The organism is Paenirhodobacter huangdaonensis (assembly GCF_004022465.1).
GTDB classification, from domain to species: domain Bacteria; phylum Pseudomonadota; class Alphaproteobacteria; order Rhodobacterales; family Rhodobacteraceae; genus Rhodobacter; species Rhodobacter huangdaonensis.
Window position 1 is genome coordinate 99,628 of record NZ_SAVA01000002.1, and the last position, 17,966, is coordinate 117,593.

20 protein-coding genes and 3 tRNA genes are annotated in these 17,966 nt (G+C 67.2%); 13 read left to right on the forward strand and 10 right to left on the reverse strand.

All coding sequences use genetic code 11. From position 1 onward, the window contains the following. From gpt to fabI, 3 genes are read right to left on the reverse strand one after another with little or no spacing between them, the layout of a single operon-like run. Complete coding sequence (gene gpt, locus EOW66_RS03535; RefSeq protein ID WP_113900053.1) at positions 1–504, reverse strand: xanthine phosphoribosyltransferase; 504 nt, start codon at positions 502–504, stop codon at positions 1–3. Between the two features lie 10 nt (positions 505–514). Next, positions 515–1,132 carry a LysE family translocator gene (locus tag EOW66_RS03540; RefSeq protein WP_128154914.1) on the reverse strand — a complete coding sequence of 206 codons (618 nt, stop codon included), beginning with the start codon at positions 1,130–1,132 and terminating at the stop codon, positions 515–517. A 9-nt stretch (positions 1,133–1,141) separates the two neighbouring features. Then, complete coding sequence (gene fabI, locus EOW66_RS03545) at positions 1,142–1,966, reverse strand: enoyl-ACP reductase FabI (RefSeq protein WP_128154915.1); 825 nt, start codon at positions 1,964–1,966, stop codon at positions 1,142–1,144. Between the two features lie 128 nt (positions 1,967–2,094). Between fabI and pdxH the strand changes: the two genes are divergently transcribed. The 9 genes from pdxH to EOW66_RS03590 all read left to right on the forward strand — a co-directional run bounded on the left by pdxH (position 2,095) and on the right by EOW66_RS03590 (position 10,419). Beyond that, positions 2,095–2,718 (forward strand): pyridoxamine 5'-phosphate oxidase, encoded by a 624-nt coding sequence (gene pdxH / locus EOW66_RS03550; protein ID WP_128154916.1) that lies wholly within the window; start codon positions 2,095–2,097, stop codon positions 2,716–2,718. A gap of 151 nt (positions 2,719–2,869) precedes the next feature. Next, positions 2,870–3,400 carry a cold-shock protein gene (locus EOW66_RS03555; protein ID WP_380711072.1) on the forward strand — a complete coding sequence of 177 codons (531 nt, stop codon included), beginning with the start codon at positions 2,870–2,872 and terminating at the stop codon, positions 3,398–3,400. Between the two features lie 65 nt (positions 3,401–3,465). After that, the gene (locus EOW66_RS03560; RefSeq protein WP_239017484.1) at positions 3,466–3,855 is read left to right on the forward strand and encodes a DUF192 domain-containing protein; all 390 of its coding nucleotides are present in this window, start codon (positions 3,466–3,468) and stop codon (positions 3,853–3,855) included. 42 nt (positions 3,856–3,897) lie between these two features. Then, a tRNA-Pro gene (locus EOW66_RS03565) sits at positions 3,898–3,974 on the forward strand. Positions 3,975–4,538: 564 nt separating this feature from the next. Further along, the gene (locus EOW66_RS03570; protein ID WP_128154919.1) at positions 4,539–8,234 is read left to right on the forward strand and encodes a vitamin B12-dependent ribonucleotide reductase; all 3,696 of its coding nucleotides are present in this window, start codon (positions 4,539–4,541) and stop codon (positions 8,232–8,234) included. 94 nt (positions 8,235–8,328) lie between these two features. Beyond that, the gene (locus tag EOW66_RS03575; protein WP_164881018.1) at positions 8,329–8,574 is read left to right on the forward strand and encodes a hypothetical protein; all 246 of its coding nucleotides are present in this window, start codon (positions 8,329–8,331) and stop codon (positions 8,572–8,574) included. A gap of 264 nt (positions 8,575–8,838) precedes the next feature. Continuing rightward, positions 8,839–8,915 (forward strand) — tRNA-Asp (locus EOW66_RS03580). 28 nt (positions 8,916–8,943) lie between these two features. After that, a tRNA-Asp gene (locus EOW66_RS03585) sits at positions 8,944–9,020 on the forward strand. Between the two features lie 133 nt (positions 9,021–9,153). Continuing rightward, entirely contained in the window at positions 9,154–10,419 is a 1,266-nt protein-coding gene (locus EOW66_RS03590) for a glutamate-5-semialdehyde dehydrogenase (protein ID WP_128154922.1), read from the forward strand. A 56-nt stretch (positions 10,420–10,475) separates the two neighbouring features. On the opposite strand, the gene EOW66_RS03595 is transcribed toward EOW66_RS03590, so the two are convergent. Then, on the reverse strand, positions 10,476–11,081 hold the full coding sequence (locus EOW66_RS03595) for a histidine phosphotransferase family protein (RefSeq protein WP_128154924.1): 606 nt from the start codon (positions 11,079–11,081) through the stop codon (positions 10,476–10,478). 25 nt (positions 11,082–11,106) lie between these two features. Between EOW66_RS03595 and EOW66_RS03600 the strand changes: the two genes are divergently transcribed. The 3 genes from EOW66_RS03600 to EOW66_RS03610 all read left to right on the forward strand — a co-directional run bounded on the left by EOW66_RS03600 (position 11,107) and on the right by EOW66_RS03610 (position 13,034). Beyond that, a complete protein-coding gene (locus tag EOW66_RS03600; protein WP_113900145.1) occupies positions 11,107–11,286 on the forward strand; it encodes a DUF3553 domain-containing protein in 180 nt (59 codons plus the stop codon). Positions 11,287–11,433: 147 nt separating this feature from the next. Then, complete coding sequence (locus EOW66_RS03605) at positions 11,434–12,219, forward strand: GNAT family N-acetyltransferase (protein WP_128154925.1); 786 nt, start codon at positions 11,434–11,436, stop codon at positions 12,217–12,219. Continuing rightward, positions 12,216–13,034 (forward strand): lysophospholipid acyltransferase family protein, encoded by an 819-nt coding sequence (locus tag EOW66_RS03610; RefSeq protein WP_239017485.1) that lies wholly within the window; start codon positions 12,216–12,218, stop codon positions 13,032–13,034. Before EOW66_RS03605 ends, EOW66_RS03610 begins: the two co-directional genes overlap by 4 nt. On the opposite strand, the gene EOW66_RS03615 is transcribed toward EOW66_RS03610, so the two are convergent. Genes EOW66_RS03615 through EOW66_RS03625 form a run of 3 tightly spaced genes read right to left on the reverse strand, consistent with a single transcriptional unit; the run spans position 13,023 to position 14,668 of the window. Further along, a complete protein-coding gene (locus EOW66_RS03615) occupies positions 13,023–13,253 on the reverse strand; it encodes a ribbon-helix-helix domain-containing protein (protein WP_128154927.1) in 231 nt (76 codons plus the stop codon). The two genes, EOW66_RS03610 and EOW66_RS03615, sit on opposite strands and share 12 nt — an antisense overlap. Further along, the gene (locus tag EOW66_RS03620) at positions 13,250–13,438 is read right to left on the reverse strand and encodes a DUF4169 family protein (protein ID WP_128154929.1); all 189 of its coding nucleotides are present in this window, start codon (positions 13,436–13,438) and stop codon (positions 13,250–13,252) included. The genes EOW66_RS03615 and EOW66_RS03620 overlap by 4 nt, the downstream gene beginning before the upstream one ends. Before the next feature lie 48 nt (positions 13,439–13,486). Beyond that, entirely contained in the window at positions 13,487–14,668 is a 1,182-nt protein-coding gene (locus EOW66_RS03625) for a cytochrome P450 (RefSeq protein WP_128154931.1), read from the reverse strand. A gap of 157 nt (positions 14,669–14,825) precedes the next feature. Here EOW66_RS03625 and EOW66_RS03630 point away from each other — a divergent pair, with 157 nt between their 5' ends. Beyond that, positions 14,826–15,269, forward strand: a complete 444-nt coding sequence (locus EOW66_RS03630; protein ID WP_128154933.1) for a GNAT family N-acetyltransferase — start codon at positions 14,826–14,828, stop codon at positions 15,267–15,269. 217 nt (positions 15,270–15,486) lie between these two features. Here the strand turns inward: EOW66_RS03630 and fumC are convergent, their stop codons facing one another. The 3 genes from fumC to EOW66_RS03645 all read right to left on the reverse strand — a co-directional run bounded on the left by fumC (position 15,487) and on the right by EOW66_RS03645 (position 17,951). Next, a complete protein-coding gene (gene fumC / locus EOW66_RS03635; RefSeq protein WP_128154935.1) occupies positions 15,487–16,881 on the reverse strand; it encodes a class II fumarate hydratase in 1,395 nt (464 codons plus the stop codon). 94 nt (positions 16,882–16,975) lie between these two features. After that, on the reverse strand, positions 16,976–17,440 hold the full coding sequence (locus EOW66_RS03640) for an SspB family protein (protein ID WP_113900038.1): 465 nt from the start codon (positions 17,438–17,440) through the stop codon (positions 16,976–16,978). Positions 17,441–17,516: 76 nt separating this feature from the next. Continuing rightward, a complete protein-coding gene (locus EOW66_RS03645; RefSeq protein WP_147243950.1) occupies positions 17,517–17,951 on the reverse strand; it encodes a nuclear transport factor 2 family protein in 435 nt (144 codons plus the stop codon). Between the last annotated feature and the right edge of the window lie 15 nt (positions 17,952–17,966).

Genomic DNA, 17,966 nt, shown 5'->3' on the forward strand with positions numbered 1-17,966 from the left:
TCAGTCCACGCCCCGGTAGGGCTGCACGTATTGCAGCGCGGTATCCCAGGGGAAGAAGATCCAGGTGTCCTGGCTGACCTCGGTGACGAAGGTGTCGGTCTGCAGCCGGCCCTTAGGCTTGGCATAGATCGTGGCGAAATGCGCCTTCGGGTAAAGGGTGCGGACGAGTTCCATCGTCTTGCCCGAGTCGACGAGATCGTCGACGACCAGGATGCCCTCGCCATCGCCCATCAGCTCAGCCTGCGGCGCCTTGATGACGACCGGCGGGTGCTGGGTCTGGTGGTTGTAGCCCTTGACCGAGATCGTGTCGATGACGCGGATGTTCAGCTCGCGCGCGATGATCGCCGCGGGCACGAGGCCACCGCGGGTGATGCCGACGATGGCGCGCCAGGCGCCACTGTCCGGCCCCTTGCCATCCAGCCGCCAGGCCAGCGCGCGCGCGTCGCGGTGGAGCTGGTCCCAGCTGACCAGAAAGCCCTTCTCGTGGGGAAGACGTTCGGACATGACGAGCCTCTCAGGTGAGTGCGAGTTTCAGGCCGAGGAGGGCGAGCAGCCCGCCGAAGCCGCGCTCGATCGCGGTTTTCAGGCGCAGATAGGCGCGCCGGGTGCGCTCGAGCGAGAAGATGCGCGACACGAGCACGTTCCAGCCCGCGTCGTTGACGAAGATGATGCCGAGGATCGCGGCATAGGCCCAGAGCGGCGCCTGCGGCGGCACGAAGGTCAGGAAGATCGTGCCGAAGAAGACCGCGGGCTTCGGGTTGGCGAGCTGCGTCGCGATGCCAAGCCAGACGAGGCCGAGGTTCGAGCGCGCCGAGGCGGTCTCGGTCACCGCGGCGTCGAAGGGCTCGGGGGCGTGGCGCCACATCTTCACCGCGAGGTAAAGCAGATAGGCGGCGCCCGCGAATTTCAGCGCGGTGAGCAGGGCGGGGGCGATGCGGAACAGCACCGCCAGCCCGAACAGCGCGGCGCAGGCCCACAGGCAGGCGCCAAGCCCGATGCCCACCGACAGCCAGACGCCCCGTGCCATGCCCTCGCGCAGGCTGGTGTGCGCGGCCATCAGGACCGCCGGGCCGGGCGAGATCGCCGCGGCCAGATGCACGAAATAGATCGCGAGGAAGGCAGAGAGCGTCATCGCCGGGCCTCAGGCGTCCTTGCGGCCGGTGACCACGTCGATGTCGGGCGCATCGACCGCCTTCATGCCGACGACGTGATAGCCCGCATCGACATGCAGGATCTCGCCCGTGGTGCCCGAGCCGAGATCGGAGAGCAGGTAGAGCGCGGCCTTGCCGACCTCTTCCTGAGTCACGTTGCGGCGCAGCGGCGAGTTCAGCTCGTTCCACTTCATGATGTAGCGGAAGTCGCCGATGCCCGAGGCGGCGAGCGTCTTGATCGGGCCGGCCGAGATCGCGTTGCAGCGGATGCCGTCCTTGCCCAGATCCTCGGCGATGTATTTCACCGAGCATTCGAGCGCGGCCTTGGCGATGCCCATCACGTTGTAATGCGGCATCACCTGCTCGGCGCCGTAATAGGTCAGCGTCAGCAGCGCACCGCCTTCGGGCATCAGCGCGGCGGCGCGGCGCGCAACGGCGGTGAACGAATAGACCGAGATGTCCATCGTCATCTTGAAGTTGTCCGACGAGGTGTCGACGTAGCGGCCGCGCAGCTCGTTCTTGTCGGAGAAGCCGATGGCGTGCACGACGAAGTCGATCGTGCCCCATTTCTCCTTCAGCGCCGCGAACAGCGCATCGAGGCTCTCCTGGCTCGACACGTCGCATTCGATCATCGTGTCGGCGCCGATCGAGGCAGCCAGCGGCTCGACCCGTTTCTTCAGCGCTTCGCCCTGGTAGGAGAAGGCCAGCTCGGCACCGGCATCGGCGCAGGCCTTGGCGATGCCCCAGGCGATCGACTTGTCGTTGGCGAGGCCCATGATCAGCCCGCGCTTGCCCGACATCAGGTGGTTCGACATGTCAGGTTTCCCCCGCTTCCCTCTGGTAAGTGCGCAAGCATTAGGCGAAAGATCTGGGGGCATCAAGGCTGGACAGGGGCGGGGCAGGGGCCTTGCCCGCAGGGAAGGCCGCCACGATGGAGGATCGGATGAGCGACAGAACCGGGATCTTTGCGGGCGATGACCCGTTTGCACTGGCGAGGACGTGGCTCGCCGAGGCGGAAAAGACCGAGATCAACGATCCGAATGCGATCGCCCTTGCCTCGGTCGATGCAGAGGGCATGCCGAATGTGCGCATGGTGCTCCTGAAGGAGATCGAGGGGCGCGACATGCCCTCGGGCGGCGCCTTCGTCGTCTATACCAATTACACCTCGCGCAAGGGGCAGGAGATCCTGGGCGCCGGCAAGGCGGCCTTCGTGATGCACTGGAAGAGCCTGCGCCGGCAGATCCGGGTGCGCGGTCTGGTGACGAAGGAGGACGGGCCGCAGGCCGATGCCTATTACGCCTCGCGCGCGCTGACCTCGCGGCTCGGGGCCTGGGCCTCGCATCAGAGCGCGCCGCTTTCCTCGCGCACCGCGCTGATGGCCGAGGTGGCGAAGGTGACCGCGCAGAAGGGGCCGAACCCGCCGCGTCCGCCGTTCTGGGGCGGGCTGCGGATCACCCCGCTCGAGATCGAATTCTGGGCCGATGGCGCCTTCCGGTTGCATGACCGGTTCCGCTGGACCCGGCCCGACGCGGCCTCGGACTGGCAGATTGAGCGGTTGAACCCGTGAAAATCCGCGCATTTCACGCTTCGTGAATTGCGCAGGTCGGGTTTTCCTTACTTTTTCCGCTTGAATCCGTCGGCCTTGGTGTGAGAGTTGAGCGAAGCGGGGGGGAGACTCCGCTCCGGCTGTGTCGGGTCGAAGTGATGGACGGATGGTGATGAACGATTTGAGGGCCGAAGCCCGGACCGTGACGGGGCGCGTGAAATGGTTCGACCCGGGCAAGGGGTTCGGCTTCATCGTCGATCAGGAGGGCGGTCCCGACATCTTGCTGCATGCCAATGTGCTGCGCAATTTCGGGCAGGGCTCGGTTGCCGACAATGCCGGCATCACGGTGGTGGTGCAGGCGACGCCGCGCGGTGCGCAGGCGGTCGAGGTGATCGAGATCGTGCCGCCCGAGACCGAGGGACGCCCGGCCCCGATCGAGGATCTTGGCGAGACCGATCCCGAGGCGCTGGCCGCGCTGCCGCTTGAACCGGCGCGGGTGAAGTGGTTTGACAAGGGCAAGGGCTTCGGCTTCGCCAATGTCTGGGGCAAGCCCGAGGACGTGTTCATCCATATCGAGGTGCTGCGCCGGTCGGGCTTTGCCGATCTTGCGGCCGGGGAGGCAGTATGTCTGCGGGTGATCGACGGGCGGCGCGGCCGCATGGCGGCCCAGGTCGTTGCCTGGGACATGGCGCTCGCGCGCTGATCCTGCTGCTGCTTGCCGCGGGCCCCGGGGCTGCGGCCCCTGCCTGCCGGGAAGACAGCGCCATCGTGCAGCGTGCCGATGGCGCGCCGATTGCCACCTTCTCTGTCGAGATCGCCGATGATGCGGCCGAGCGGGAACAGGGGCTGATGCGGCGCCGCACGCTGCCGAAGGGGGCGGGGATGCTGTTCGTCTATCCCTCCGAGCGCCCGGTCGCTTTCTGGATGCATGACACGCTGATCCCGCTCGACATCATCTTTCTGGACGGCACCGGCCGGGTGATCTCGGTGCATGGCAACGCGCGGCCGCTCGATGACACCCCGATCCCGTCGCAGGGCGCCGCGCAATATGTGCTCGAGATCAACGGCGGCCTCGCCGGCCGGCTTGGCATCGGCGCGGGCTCGGTGCTCTCGCATCCCGCGGTCGCGGCCGGGCGCGCGGCGATCCCCTGTCGTTGACCCCCTTTTCACCGGCGCCGCGCGCCTGTAGGAAGAACCCGTCGGGGCGTAGCGCAGCCTGGTAGCGCGTCTGTTTTGGGTACAGAAGGCCGTGAGTTCGAATCTCGCCGCCCCGACCATGTTCCGCACGGCGGAACCGTCCCTCCTCTCCTCTAGATCTGGTGTGTCCCCGCGGGGGCGATTCTCCCTTTGCAGCAGCGCAGAGCGGGTTTTGGTGCATTTTTTGGGCATGCTGCGCCGCGGCGCCCCGCGCATCGGCTGAAACTGGCCAGCTATCCACAAGATCTTGTGAAACTGTGGATGAAATTCATCCGGATTGTCATCTTCGTGTCGGAAAGCGCAGAGGAACAAGGGGAATCCGCCGTTCCTCCGGCGCCGCTCCGGGCGGGGCGATTGTGGAGGAATCGAGCCCGTCCGCAGCCCTGCCAAACCGGCTTTCCCGTCAATAGAAAAATGCCCGAAAACGCCGGCAAAGATCTGTTGACCCTTTCGTGAGCCTACGCCAGTTTGTGGACGTCAGCTGGGAAGCCACCAGATGTAGTGGCACTGCAGGCGCGGGACGGAACCTCACCCCTGGTCGATCGGAAACGAGACGGCCGCCCCCGGGAGCATGCCTCGGGGCGGGCTCCTCTGTCCTTGCGCAACCGGCACGGCGGGTTTGATTTGAACACGGGACAGTGCAGATGAAGATCGAACGCAAGTTCACCTCGGCCAAGACCGGCGCCTATGGCGAGATCGCCTTCACCACCACCACGTCGGAAATTCGCAACCCCGACGGCAAGGTCGTGTTCCACAACGACTGCGTCGAGGTGCCCGAGGGCTGGAGCCAGGTCGCCTCCGACGTGCTTGCGCAGAAGTACTTCCGCAAGGCGGGCGTCCCCGCGGCGCTGAAGAAAGTGCGCGAGAAGGGCGTGCCCGAGTTCCTGTGGCGCTCTGTCCCCGACACCGAGGCGCTCGAGAACCTGCCGGAAGATCAGCGCATTGTGGGCGAAACTTCAGCCAAGCAGGTGTTCGACCGGCTGGCCGGCGCCTGGACCTACTGGGGCTGGAAGGGCGGCTATTTCAGCACCGAGGATGACGCGCGCGCCTATTACGACGAGATGCGTTTCATGCTGGCCGAGCAGATGGCCGCGCCGAACAGCCCGCAGTGGTTCAACACCGGCCTGCACTGGGCCTATGGCATCGACGGCCCGTCGCAGGGCCACTATTACGTCGACCACGTCACCGGCAAGCTGACGAAATCGGCCTCGGCCTATGAACACCCGCAGCCGCATGCCTGCTTCATCCAGTCGGTGCGCGACGATCTGGTGGGCGAGGGCGGGATCATGGACCTGTGGGTCCGCGAGGCGCGGCTCTTCAAGTATGGGTCCGGCACTGGCACCAACTTCTCGAGCCTGCGCGCCGAGGGCGAAAAGCTCTCGGGCGGCGGCAAGTCCTCGGGGCTGATGGGCTTTTTGAAGATCGGCGACCGGGCGGCCGGCGCGATCAAGTCGGGCGGCACCACGCGGCGCGCGGCGAAGATGGTGATCTGCGACATGGATCACCCCGACATCGAGGCCTTCATCAACTGGAAGGTGATCGAGGAGCAGAAGGTCGCCTCGCTCGTTGCCGGCTCGAAGATGCACGAGCGCGAGCTGAACAAGATCTTCGACGCGATCCGCGCCTGGGACGGCTCGGAAGAGGGCCGCGTCGATCCGGCGCTGAACGCGGGGCTGAAGGCGGCGATCCGCTCGGCCAAGAAGGCGCTGATCCCGGAAACCTACATCAACCGCGTGTTGCAATATGCGCGTCAGGGCTTCGACAGCATCGAATTCCCGACCTATGACACCGATTGGGACAGCGAGGCCTATATCTCGGTCTCGGGGCAGAACTCGAACAACTCGGTGCGTGTCACCAACGCCTTCCTGAAGGCGGTGAAGGAGGATGCACCGTGGGAGCTGCTGCGCCGCACCGACGGCAAGGTGGCGAAGACGGTGCGGGCGCGCGAGCTGTGGGATCAGGTCGGCCATGCCGCCTGGGCCTGCGCCGACCCCGGCATCCAGTTCCATGACACGGTGAACGAGTGGCACACCTGCCCCGAGGACGGTCCGATCCGCGGCTCGAACCCGTGCTCGGAATACATGTTCCTTGACGACACGGCGTGCAACCTTGCCTCGATGAACCTGCTGACCTTCTACAAGGGCGGCAAGTTCGATGCGGCCGCCTATGTGCATGCCACCCGGCTGTGGACGGTCACGCTCGAGATCTCGGTGCTGATGGCGCAGTTCCCGAGTCAGGAGATCGCGCAGCGCTCCTATGACTTCCGCACCCTCGGCCTTGGCTATGCCAATATCGGCGGGCTGCTGATGACCATGGGGCTTGGCTACGACTCGGACGAGGGCCGGGCGCTGTGCGCGGCGCTGACCGCAGTGATGACCGGCGTCGCCTATGCGACCTCGGCCGAGATGGCGGCCGAGCTGGGCGCCTTCCCGGGGCATGCGAAGAACGCCGCCCACATGCTGCGGGTGATCCGCAACCACCGCACCGCGGCGCATGGGCGCACGACGGGCTATGAGGGGCTCGAGGTGAAGCCGGTGCCGCTTGATGCCGCGAACTGCCCCGACCCGGCGCTGGTCACGCTGGCGAAATCGGCCTGGGACGAGGCGCTGGCGCTTGGCGAGGCGCATGGCTTCCGCAACGCCCAGGTCTCGGTGATCGCGCCCACCGGCACCATCGGCCTCGTGATGGATTGCGATACCACCGGCATCGAGCCCGATTTCGCGCTGGTGAAGTTCAAGAAGCTCGCCGGCGGCGGCTATTTCAAGATCATCAACCGCTCGGTGCCCGCCGCGCTTGACGCGCTTGGCTACCCCTCGGCTCAGATCGAGGAAATCATCGCCTCTGCGGTGGGCCACGGCAGCCTCGGCAATTGCCCGGGCATCAACCGCACCGCGCTCATCGGCCATGGTTTCGGCGCGGCCGAGATCGAGAAGATCGAGGCGGCACTGCCCTCGGCCTTCGACATCCGCTTCGTCTTCAACCAGTGGACGCTGGGCGAGGATTTCTGCACGAAGACGCTGGGCATCCCGGTCGAGAGGCTGAACGATCCGTCCTTCGACATGCTGCGCCACCTCGGTTTCACCAAGGCGCAGATCGACGCGGGGAACGACCACGTCTGCGGCACGATGACCCTCGAGGGCGCGCCGTTCCTGAAGCCCGCGCATTATTCGGTCTTCGACTGCGCCAATGCCTGCGGCAAGACCGGCAAGCGCTATCTCTCCGTCGACAGCCACATCCGGATGATGGCCGCGGCGCAGAGCTTCATCTCGGGCGCGATCTCGAAGACGATCAACATGCCGAACACCGCGACGATCGAGGATGCGCTGGCCGCCTACGAGCTGAGCTGGTCGCTCGGCATCAAGGCGAACGCGCTCTACCGCGACGGCTCGAAGCTGAGCCAGCCGCTCGCCGCCGCGCTGGTCGAGGATGACGAGGAGGCCGAGGAGATCCTCGCCACCGGCAGCCAGCAGGAAAAGGCCATCACCCTTGCCGAGAAGATCGTCGAGAAGGTGGTGGTGAAGGAGATCGTCCGCTCGCACCGCGAGAAGCTGCCGTCGCGCCGCAAGGGCTATACCCAGAAGGCGATCGTCGGCGGTCACAAGGTCTATCTGCGCACCGGCGAATACGATGACGGCTCGCTCGGCGAGATCTTCATCGACATGCACAAGGAAGGCGCGGGCTTCCGCGCGATGATGAACAACTTCGCCATCGCGGTCTCGGTCGGTCTGCAATACGGCGTGCCGCTCGAGGAATTCGTCGACGCCTTCACCTTCACCAAGTTCGAGCCCGCCGGCATGGTGCAGGGCAATGACTCGATCAAGAACGCGACCTCGATCCTCGACTATGTCTTCCGCGAGCTGGCGGTGAGCTATCTCGACCGCACCGATCTGGCCCATATCAAGCCGAAGGGAACCTCCTTCGATGATCTCGGTGGCGGGCACGAGGAGGGCAAGGCCTCGAACGTCGAGCCGGTGAGCGAGACGGCCGCCTCGAAGTCGCTCGAGGTGCTGCGGCAGATCTCCTCCTCGGGCTATCTGCGCAAGCGCCTGCCGCAGGAGCTGGTGGTGCTGCGCGGCGGTGCGGCGGGCGGCATGGCGCTTGCGGGCGCGGCCGATCCGATCGCGGCGCTGAACACGCTGGTGCCGGAAACCGCGATGGCGCCGGGCGCCGGGGCGACGACGGCCCTCTCCTCGGGTGTCGTGGCGATGGACGCGCGCACCAAGGCGAAGCTGCAGGGCTATGAGGGCGAGGCCTGCGGCGAATGCGGCAACTACACGCTGGTGCGCAACGGCACCTGCATGAAGTGCAACACCTGCGGCGCGACCTCGGGCTGCAGCTGAGGGCCGGGCGCGGCCTGAGCGGGGCCCGGCCGCGATGCCGGGCCGCAACGAAGACCACGGACGCCCGCAAGGGCAGGACAGAAGGAAGCCCCAGGTGGAGCTGATCGTCGGAAACAAACGTATCACGGCCAAGGCCTTGCGCCGGATCCCGGGCGGGGTCGAGGCGCAGCTTGCGGGCGAGGCGCTTAAGCGGCTGATCGACGCCACCTTCGGCGGTGCCTCGATCGAGGTGCTGGGGGGCGATCTCGACCACCATGCGCTCGACGTGGCCGATATCCGCATGGCGGGGGCCTCGACCACCGTCACGCTGCTGACCAGCGGTGCGGTGGCACTGCATTGAGATCCGGGGCGGGTGCGCTCGCCCCAGACGCCGAGAAGGCCCAGGCGAAACCACGAACACCTCGGGCGGTGCATCAACGAGCCTGATCGGCGAACCTGGCCCCCTCTGTGATGGAGGGGGCCATTTTCTTTTGAAATCAGGGGTTTCAGGCGGACGGGGCAGGGGCGCGAGAAAAACCGAAACTTTTCTCACGGAGTCGCTTGACGGGGCGCGCGGGCCTGCGTAAACACGCCCCACGCTCGGACAGCGATCGGGCGGAGGTGAGCGGTTGTAGCTCAGTTGGTTAGAGTACCGGCCTGTCACGCCGGGGGTCGCGGGTTCGAGCCCCGTCAACCGCGCCACCTCCCCGATCGCCGAGCGCTGAAATGCGCGGTTGTAGCTCAGTTGGTTAGAGTACCGGCCTGTCACGCCGGGGGTCGCGGGTTCGAGCCCCGTCAACCGCGCCATTTCCCTCCCTTCCGGAACATGACCTGTCTCCTGCGCGGCCCGAAAGCTGCGCATTGACACGTCCGGGGCGCCTGCGCGCTTGCCCGGTTCCTGCGCCGGTCCTATATCGGACCGACAGCGAAGGAGCCTGCCATGACGGACGCATTTGACGCCAAAAGCCTGATCGACACCATGGGCGCCGCCGCGCGCGCCGCGGCCGCCGAGCTTGCCTATGCGCCAGCGGCTGCCAAGGAGGCGGCGCTGACCGCGGCCGCCGATGCGGTGCTGGCGAACATGGCGGGGATTCTCGCCGCCAATGCCGAGGATATGGCCTTTGGGACCGAGAAGGGGCTGACGCCCGCGATGCTCGACCGGCTGAAGCTTGACGAGGGGCGGGTCGCCTCGATCGTCGCCGGGCTGCGCGCGGTCGCCGCGCAGCCCGATCCGGTCGGCACGGTCATTACCGAATGGGACCGGCCCACGGGGCTGCACATCCAGCGCGTGCGCACGCCGCTTGGCGTGATCGGGGTGATCTATGAATCGCGGCCGAACGTGACGGCGGATGCCGGTGCGCTGTGCCTGAAGGCCGGCAATGCGGTGATCCTGCGCGGCGGATCGGAAAGCTTCCAGTCGAGCCGGGCGATCCATGCCTGCATGGTCGAGGGGCTGCGCGCTGCCGGCCTGCCCGAGGCGGCGATCCAGCTTGTCCCCACCCGCGACCGTGCGGTGGTGACCGAGATGCTGCACGCCGTGGCCTTCATCGACGTGATCGTGCCGCGTGGCGGCAAGGGGCTTGTGGGTCTCGTGCAGCGCGAGGCGCGGGTGCCGGTCTTTGCCCATCTCGAGGGGATCTGCCACATCTACGCCGATGGCGCGGCCGATGTCGCCAAGGCACGGCGGGTGGTGCTGAACGCCAAGACCCGGCGCACCGGGATTTGCGGCGCGATGGAATGCCTGCTGATCGACCGGGCTTTCTATGAAAAGCACGGGCCGGTGCTGGTCGAGGATCTGGTCGCCGCGGGCGTCGAGGTGCGCACCGAGGGCGATCTGCTGAAGGTGCCGGGCACGGTGCCCGCCGCGCCCGACGATTTCGGCCGCGAGTTCCTCGACATGATCTGTGCGGCGAAGATCGTCGACGGTGTCGACGGCGCCATCGCCCATATCCGCCGCTATGGCTCGAACCATACCGAATCGATCCTGACCGAGGATGACGCGGTGGCGGCGCGGTTCTTCCAGCGGCTCGATTCGGCGATCCTGATGCGCAACGCCTCGACGCAGTTTGCGGATGGCGGCGAGTTCGGCATGGGCGCCGAGATCGGCATCGCCACCGGCAAGCTGCATGCGCGCGGCCCGGTGGGGGCGGAGCAGCTGACCTCGTTCAAGTATCTGGTCACCGGCGACGGCACCTGCCGCAGCTGAGCCCGGACACGGGATCCGGAAAGACCAAGGCCCCGCAGCGCTGCGGGGCCTTTTTCTCAGAAGGCGATGGCGGCGCCGGTGTCGGAGATCTCCCACCGCAACGTGCGCCCCTGCGCCGCCGCCGCACGCGGCAGCAGGGCGAACTGCACCTGCGCCGGGCTGATCGCGCTCGGCTCGCCATCAAGGTTCGCCCACAGGGCCGGGTCGGGTTTCGTGCGCTCTGCCCTGGCGCTCACCAGCCACGCGCCATCCTCGTGCCGGATGGTGATGGTGCCGCCGCGCGGCAAGGCCGGCTCGAGGCAAAGGATCGCGAGGAGGGCGAGCTTGACCGCGCGGCGCGGCTGGTCGCCCTCGACCTGCCAGTCGTAGGCCATGCGCCCGCCCTGCGACAGCGCCTTCATCAGCGTCACCAGCTCGGGCCGGCCGAGGCGGTGTTCGGCGCTGGCCTGGCCGAAGGCGATGCGGAAGAACTTCACCCGGGCATTGGCCGAGGCGATGCTTTCCGCGATCAGCTGCAACTCTGGGCTCATCGCCACGCCCGACATCGTCAGCAGCTCCACCCCGTTGCCGATCGCGCCCAATGGGCTGATAAGGTCGTGGCAGAGTCGCGATCCGACGAGGGCCGCCAGATCGGCTTCGGTCTCGGGCAGGTCAGTCTGCATGGCGCAATCCGGAGGTGAGAGCAGGATGAACGAATTTCTCGAACCGGGGATGCTGGTGCGCAATCCCCAGGCGCCGGACTGGGGCGTCGGTCAGGTGCAGTCGCGTGTCGGCGAGAAAGTCACGGTGAATTTCGAGCATGCGGGCAAACAGGTGATCGACGGACGCAGGGTCCAGTTGTTCCTCGTTATTCCAGACCAGGGTTGAGAAAGCGTTAACTTTCAGCCTGGCCTGGGGTTTCCGACCATCGCACAGCCGGCGCGGGAATCAAGACGCGATGGAACACGCCGCGCGGCATTGCATCGCGCCCGCCGCCTGTCCTAGAAACGCGGCAGGGACAAGGGGTTGGTGCTGATGGTTTTCGAACCGCTCGCGTATGAAATCCGCCTGGCGCGCGATGCGCGTGATCTGAAGGCGTCGCAACGGCTGCGCTACGAGGTCTTCGTCGAGGAGCTCGGCGGGGACGGGCCGCTCGTCGATCACGACGGCCGGCTCGAGATCGACGAATTCGATGTGGTCTATGACCATCTCGTGCTGATCGACCCCACGCGCAACCCGGACGATCTCGACCATGTCGTCGGCGCCTACCGGCTTTTGCCGTCGGACCGGGCCGAGCGTTTCGGCCGCTATTATTGCGACAACGAATACGACCTGACGGCGCTGCGCCGCTCGGGGCGCAAGCTGCTCGAACTCGGCCGCTCCTGCGTGCACCCCGATCACCGCGGCGGGGCGGCGATGCTGATGCTTTGGAACGGGCTTGCCGATTACGTGCTGGCGAACGGGATCGAGATTCTCTTCGGCGTCGCTTCCTTCCACGGCACCGATGCCGCGGCGTTGCGGATGCCGCTCGCCTGGCTGCACCACCACCACCTCGCCCCCGAGGCGTTGCGCGTGCGGGCGCTGGCCGAACATTTCCAGCCGATGGACCTGGTGCCCGAGGCCGAGCTCGACCGCCGTCAGGCGATGGCCGAGATGCCGAACCTGATCAAGGCCTACCTGCGGCTTGGCGGCTTCGTGGGCGAGGGGGCCTTCATCGACGCGCCCTTCAACACCACCGATGTGCTGTTGCTGATGGACACGCAGGCGATGTCCGACAAGCACCGCGAGTTCTACACCCGCCGCGCCGAGGCAAAGCCGTGAGCCCGACCTGGCATGGCGAGCCCGAACCCGATGTCGCGCCGCTGAGCCTTGCGGGCAAGCTGCGCGTGCTGCGCCGGGGCGGGGCGATGGCCACGGTGATCTATGGCGGGCTGACGCTGCTGCTGCTGGTGCGGCTGATCGAGCGGCCGCTGCACGGCGCTGCGCGGCCTTGGACGCCGCACATCACCCGCGCCGTGTGCCGTGCCGTCTTCCCGCTGATGGGCATCCGCTACCGCGTCCGGGGCGCGCCGATGACCGAGATCGGCGCAGTGGTGGCGAACCATGTGTCCTGGCTCGACATCTTCTCGCTCAACGCCTGCCAGAAGGTCTATTTCGTCTCGAAAGCCGAGGTCGCGCGCTGGCCCGGCATCGGCGTTCTGGCGCGTGCAACCGGCACCGTCTTCATCCGCCGCGACCCGCGCGAGGCGAAGGCGCAGCAGGCGCTGTTCGAGGCGCGCATCCGCGCCGGCCACCACCTGCTGTTCTTCCCCGAGGGCACCTCGACCGACGGCCGCCGCGTGCTGCCGTTCAAGCCGACGCTGTTTCAGGCCTTCTACGGTGACGGGCTCAACAAGGTGATGCGGGTGCAGCCGGTGACGGTGGTCTACAATGCCCCCGAGGGCGAGGACCCGCGCTTTTACGGCTGGTGGGGCGACATGACCTTCGGGCCGCATCTGCTCAAGGTGCTGGCGGCGCCGCGGCAGGGCTGGGTCGAGGTGGTGTTCCATCCGCCGCTCGAAGTGTCGGCCTTTGCCGGGCGCAAGGAGCTGGCCGCGGCCGGCGAGGCGCTGGTGCGCGGCGCGCTACCCGGCTGAGCCCGCCCGCGCGCGATAGTGGCGCAGCACGGCAAGCCGGATCGCCGTTGCCAGCCCGGATTCGGTCACCCGCGCATCGTCGATCTCGGTGACGATCTCGTTGATGCCGAGGCCGCGCCCGGCCGCGATCTCGCGCAGCCCGGTCCAGAATTCGTCCTCGAGCGACACCGAGGTGCGGTGCCCGTGCAGCGTCAGCGAATGCTTGCGCGGCCGGCTCATGGTGTCTCGTCGCCCTCGCGCCGGTGCGCGTCGAGCCGGGCGCGGGCCTGCGCGGCCTGCGTTTCCTCAAGCGTGCGCTGCGCCTTGGTGCGGCCGAATTTCGCGGCATTCTCGTCGCCCTGCGCGCGTTTCTCGGCGCGGGCCTTCTGCTTGCGGAAGCGGTTGAGATTGGTCACGTCAGCCATGGGATGACTGTGCCATATCGCGCGGGCGCGGAAAAGACGGGGCGGCGCTCACCATGACAGGTCGAGCCGTTCGAGCCCGTGGAAATGGTAAAGGTCGGCATACCGCGGGGCCACGGCCAGCCGCAGATCGGGCAAGGCCCGGAACAGCACCGGCAGCGCGCGCTGCAGCTCGAGCCGCGCAAGCGGCGCGCCGATGCAGAAATGCGCCCCGGCGCCGAAGCTGAAATTCACCTGCTGCGGCCTTGCGGGGTTGAAGCGGGCGGGCTCCTCCCACGGCCCCGGATCGCGGTTCGCACCGGCGAGCAGCAGTCCGACCCGGTCGCCGCGGCGAAAGGCCTGACCGCCGATCTCGAGGTCCTCGTAGACCCAGCGGGTGAAGAGATGCAGCGGCGGATCGAAGCGGAAGATCTCCTCGACCGTGCCCTCGATCCGCTCGGGCGTCAGCCAATCGGCGCCGGTGCCGGTTTCGAGAAGCGTCTTCACCCCGTTGCCGATGGTGTGCACGGTCGCCTCGTGCCCGGCGTTCAGCAGCAGGATGCAGGTCGCGATCAGCTCGTCGCGGCTGAGCCGATCGCCCGCCTCCTCGGCGGCGATCAGCTCGGTGATCAGGTCCTGGCCTGGGCGGCGCCGGCGCTCCTCGACATAGCGGCCGAGGAAGTCGACGAAGGCCTCGGTCGCGGCGATCGCGGCGGCCTCGCTCTCGCGGGTGCGGCGGGCCTGATACATGCCGACCATCGCGTTCGACCAGGTGAGCAGGTCATCGGCGCGCTCTTCGGGCACGCCGAGCAGGCGCGCGATGATAATCACCGGCAGCGGCCGGGCGAAATGGGCGAGCAGATCGCCGCCGCCTGCGGGGAAACGGCCGATCAGCTCTTCGGCGAGCTGCTCGATCTCGGGCCCGAGCGCCGCGATCCGCGCCGAGGTGAAGGCGCGCAGCACCAGCCGCCGCAGCCGGGTGTGGCGCGGGGGCTCCAGCTCCAGCATCGAATGCGCCTCGACCGCGTAGAACGGGGCGAGATGGGGCGGAATCTCGGGCGCGTGCTCGGGCGGCGCCTCGCGGCCAAGCCGGCGGTCGCGCAGCGCGGCACCGACCACCACGGCGCGGGCCGAGACCGGCAGGTCATAGTCTTGCCAGAACGCGAAGGCCCCCGCCGTCCGCACCCGGTCATAGAACGGGTAGGGGGTCTGCACGAAGGCGGGATCGAGCGGCGATTGCGTCAGGGTCTGCATGGGCTCTCCGGTGGTTCGCGCCAGAAAAGCGCCCGGGCGCGTCGGGCGCAAGGGGGCAAGATGGCGGGCGGATCTCGCCAAACCTGCACCCCGGCTGCCATTTTGTCCCCTTGCGCCTGCCACGTGGGCGGGGTCCCTTGGGGAAAAGGAGTGCCCCATGACCCTCGCCATCACCCCCGTCCGCCCCGCTGACCGCCCCGAGTGGGAGACGCTCTTCCGCGCCTATGCAGCCTTCTACAAGACCGACGCGCAGGCGGCCGAGCCGCAGGTGTGGGACTGGATCCGCTCGGAAACCGAACCCTACTGGGCCGACATCGCCCGTGACGAGACCGGCCGCGCCCTGGGCCTTGTGCAGTATTCGCTGATGCATCGCTCGCTCTCGGGGGGCATGGTGGTTTACCTGAGCGACCTCTTCACCCTGCCCGAGGCGCGGGGGCAGGGCGTCGGCCGGGCGCTGATCGACCATGTCCGCGCCTTTGCCCGGGCGCGCGGCTACGGCTCGGTGCGCTGGCTCACCGCCGAGACGAACACGACGGCGCGCGCGCTTTACGACAGCTACGCCCCGGCCTCGGGCTTCATCCTTTCCGCGGTCACGCCCTGAGCCGGGGAGGGGGGCGCGGCCCCCCACGGCCTGCGGCCTCCCCCCGGAGTATTTGCGCCAAGAAAAAACGCCACGGTCTTTCTTCTTGGCAAAAATACCTCGGGGGAGGCCGCAGGCCGGGGGCAGCGCCCCCTCTTGCGACGGCCGGACAAGCAAAAAGGCGGCCGGTGAGGGCCGCCTTTTGGTTTTTCGTCCGGCGCCTCTGCGCCTTGGCCGATCAGCCCTTCGGGCCGATCATGTCCTCGGGGCGCACGATGCGGTCGAAGGTCTCGCCATCGACATAGCCGAGCGCGATCGCTTCCTCGCGCAGCGTGGTGCCGTTCTTGTGCGCGGTCTTCGCGACCTTGGTCGCCGCGTCGTAACCGATGGTGGGCGCGAGCGCGGTGACCAGCATCAGGCTCTCCTTCATCAGCTTGTCGATGCGCGCGACATTCGCCAAGGTGCCGACCACCATGTTGTCGGTGAAGGCCGAGGCCGAGTCGCCCAAGAGCTGCATCGACTGCAGCACGTTGTAGCTCATCATCGGGTTGTAGACATTGAGCTCGAAATGGCCCTGCGAGCCGGCAAAGCCCACCGCCGCGTCATTGCCCATGACATGGGCGCAGACCATGGTCAGCGCCTCGGCCTGGGTCGGGTTGACCTTGCCCGGCATGATCGACGAGCCCGGCTCGTTTTCCGGCAGAATGAGCTCGCCCAGACCCGAGCGCGGGCCCGAGCCCAAGAGGCGCATGTCGTTCGCGATCTTGAAGAGCGAGGCGGCAACCGTCTTCAGCGCGCCCGAGAAGAACACCATCGCGTCATGGGCGGCGAGCGCCTCGAACTTGTTCGGCGCGGTGACGAAGGGCAGGCCGGTGATCTCGGCGATGGCGGCGGCGATGCGCTTGTCCCAGCCGACGCGGGTGTTCAGCCCGGTGCCGACGGCGGTGCCGCCTTGGGCCAGTTCGTAGATGTGCGGCAGGGCGAGCTTCACCCGCTCGATGCCGCGGTCGACCTGCGTCGCATAGCCCGAGAATTCCTGGCCGAGCGTCAGCGGCGTCGCATCCTGCGTGTGGGTGCGGCCGATCTTGATGATGTCCTTGAACTCGTCGGACTTCGCCCAGAGCGCCTTCGAGAGCTTCTCGAGCCCCGGCAGCAGCACGTCGCGCGCCTGCATCGCGATCGCGACATGCATCGCGGTCGGGAAGGTGTCGTTCGACGACTGGCCCATGTTGCAATGGTCGTTCGGGTGCACCGGCTTCTTCGAGCCCATCACGCCGCCGAGCATCTCGATCGCACGGTTCGAGATCACCTCGTTCGCGTTCATGTTCGACTGCGTGCCGGAGCCGGTCTGCCACACCACCAGCGGGAAGTTGTCGTCGAACTTGCCCTCGATCACCTCGGTGGCGGCGGCGGCGATCGCGTCGGCGATCTGCGCGTCCAGGTCGCCCTGCGCCTTGTTCACCTGCGCGGCGGCCTTCTTGATCACGCCGAGGGCACGGATGATCGGCTTCGGCTGACGTTCCCAGCCGATCGGGAAGTTCATCACCGAGCGCTGCGTCTGCGCGCCCCAGTACTTGTCGGCGGGAACTTCGAGCGGACCGAAGCTGTCGGTCTCGGTACGGGTTGCGGTCATCCTGGGCCTCCGTGAATTGCGCAAAACCTTCCCGGGCGTCATAAGACGCCGGAACCTGTTTTGCAATCAGTATGCAGAGGTATACCGCAGGCGCTTACTTGCGCCACTTGTCGAGGCTGACGACCTCGGCCTCGCCGCGCGGTTTCGCCTCGACGACCGGGGCCTGATCCTCGTCTTCTTCTTCGTCCTCCTCCTCGTCCTCGTCGAAATCCTGCGTCTCGAAGCGCAGGCCGAACTCGACCGAGGGGTCGACGAAGGTATGCACGGCATCGAAGGGGATATAGAGCGGCTCCGGGCTGTTGCCGAAGTTCAGCGTGATCGAGAAGCCGTCATCGGTGACGGCGAGATTCTCGAACCAGTGCTGGATCACCACGGTCATTTCCTCGGGGTAGCGCGACTTCAGCCACTCGGCCATCTCGACCTCGGGGTGGCGGGTGTCGAAGGTGATGAAGAAGTGATGCGCGCCGGGCAGGCCGTTTTCCGAGATATCGGTCAGCACGGTCTGGATCAGGCCGCGCATGGCTTTGTGCATGAGGTTGCCGTAGTCGATTGTGCGCATCGCGTGGACCCTTTCCTTTGCGCTCAGCATAGGGGATTTGGCGCGCAAGGGAAGAGGGGGCGCGGGCGGGCGGGCGCTAGTCCAGATGTTCGCCCGCAAGGCACAGCGCCAGCGTGTCGGGCGGCAGCATGCCGACACCCTCGAGAAAGGCGAGCACGTCGAAATGGTTGTGCGCCTCGGCGATCTTGTCGCCCTCGAAGCGCAGCGCGATCTGGGCCGTCAGTTCAAGCGGCGCATGCGTCTCGGCGGCGCGGCCGCGGATCAGCATCAGCGTCCACAGCCACTCGTCATTCTCGAAATGGCGCAGGTAGGTGACCGAAGGCTCGGAGATCATCTCCTTGAGAGCGGGGATCAGCTCGGCGAAATCGGTCGGGCGCAGCTCGAGCCCGGGCATGACGCCGGAAGCGAGGAAATCTTCGGTATAGAACGAGCCGATCTCGGCATAGGCGCCGCCGATCCAGACCCGCTGGAACCAGTCATCGAGAATCTGCAGCTTGTCCATCTGTCGCATCGCCTCGTCTCGTGA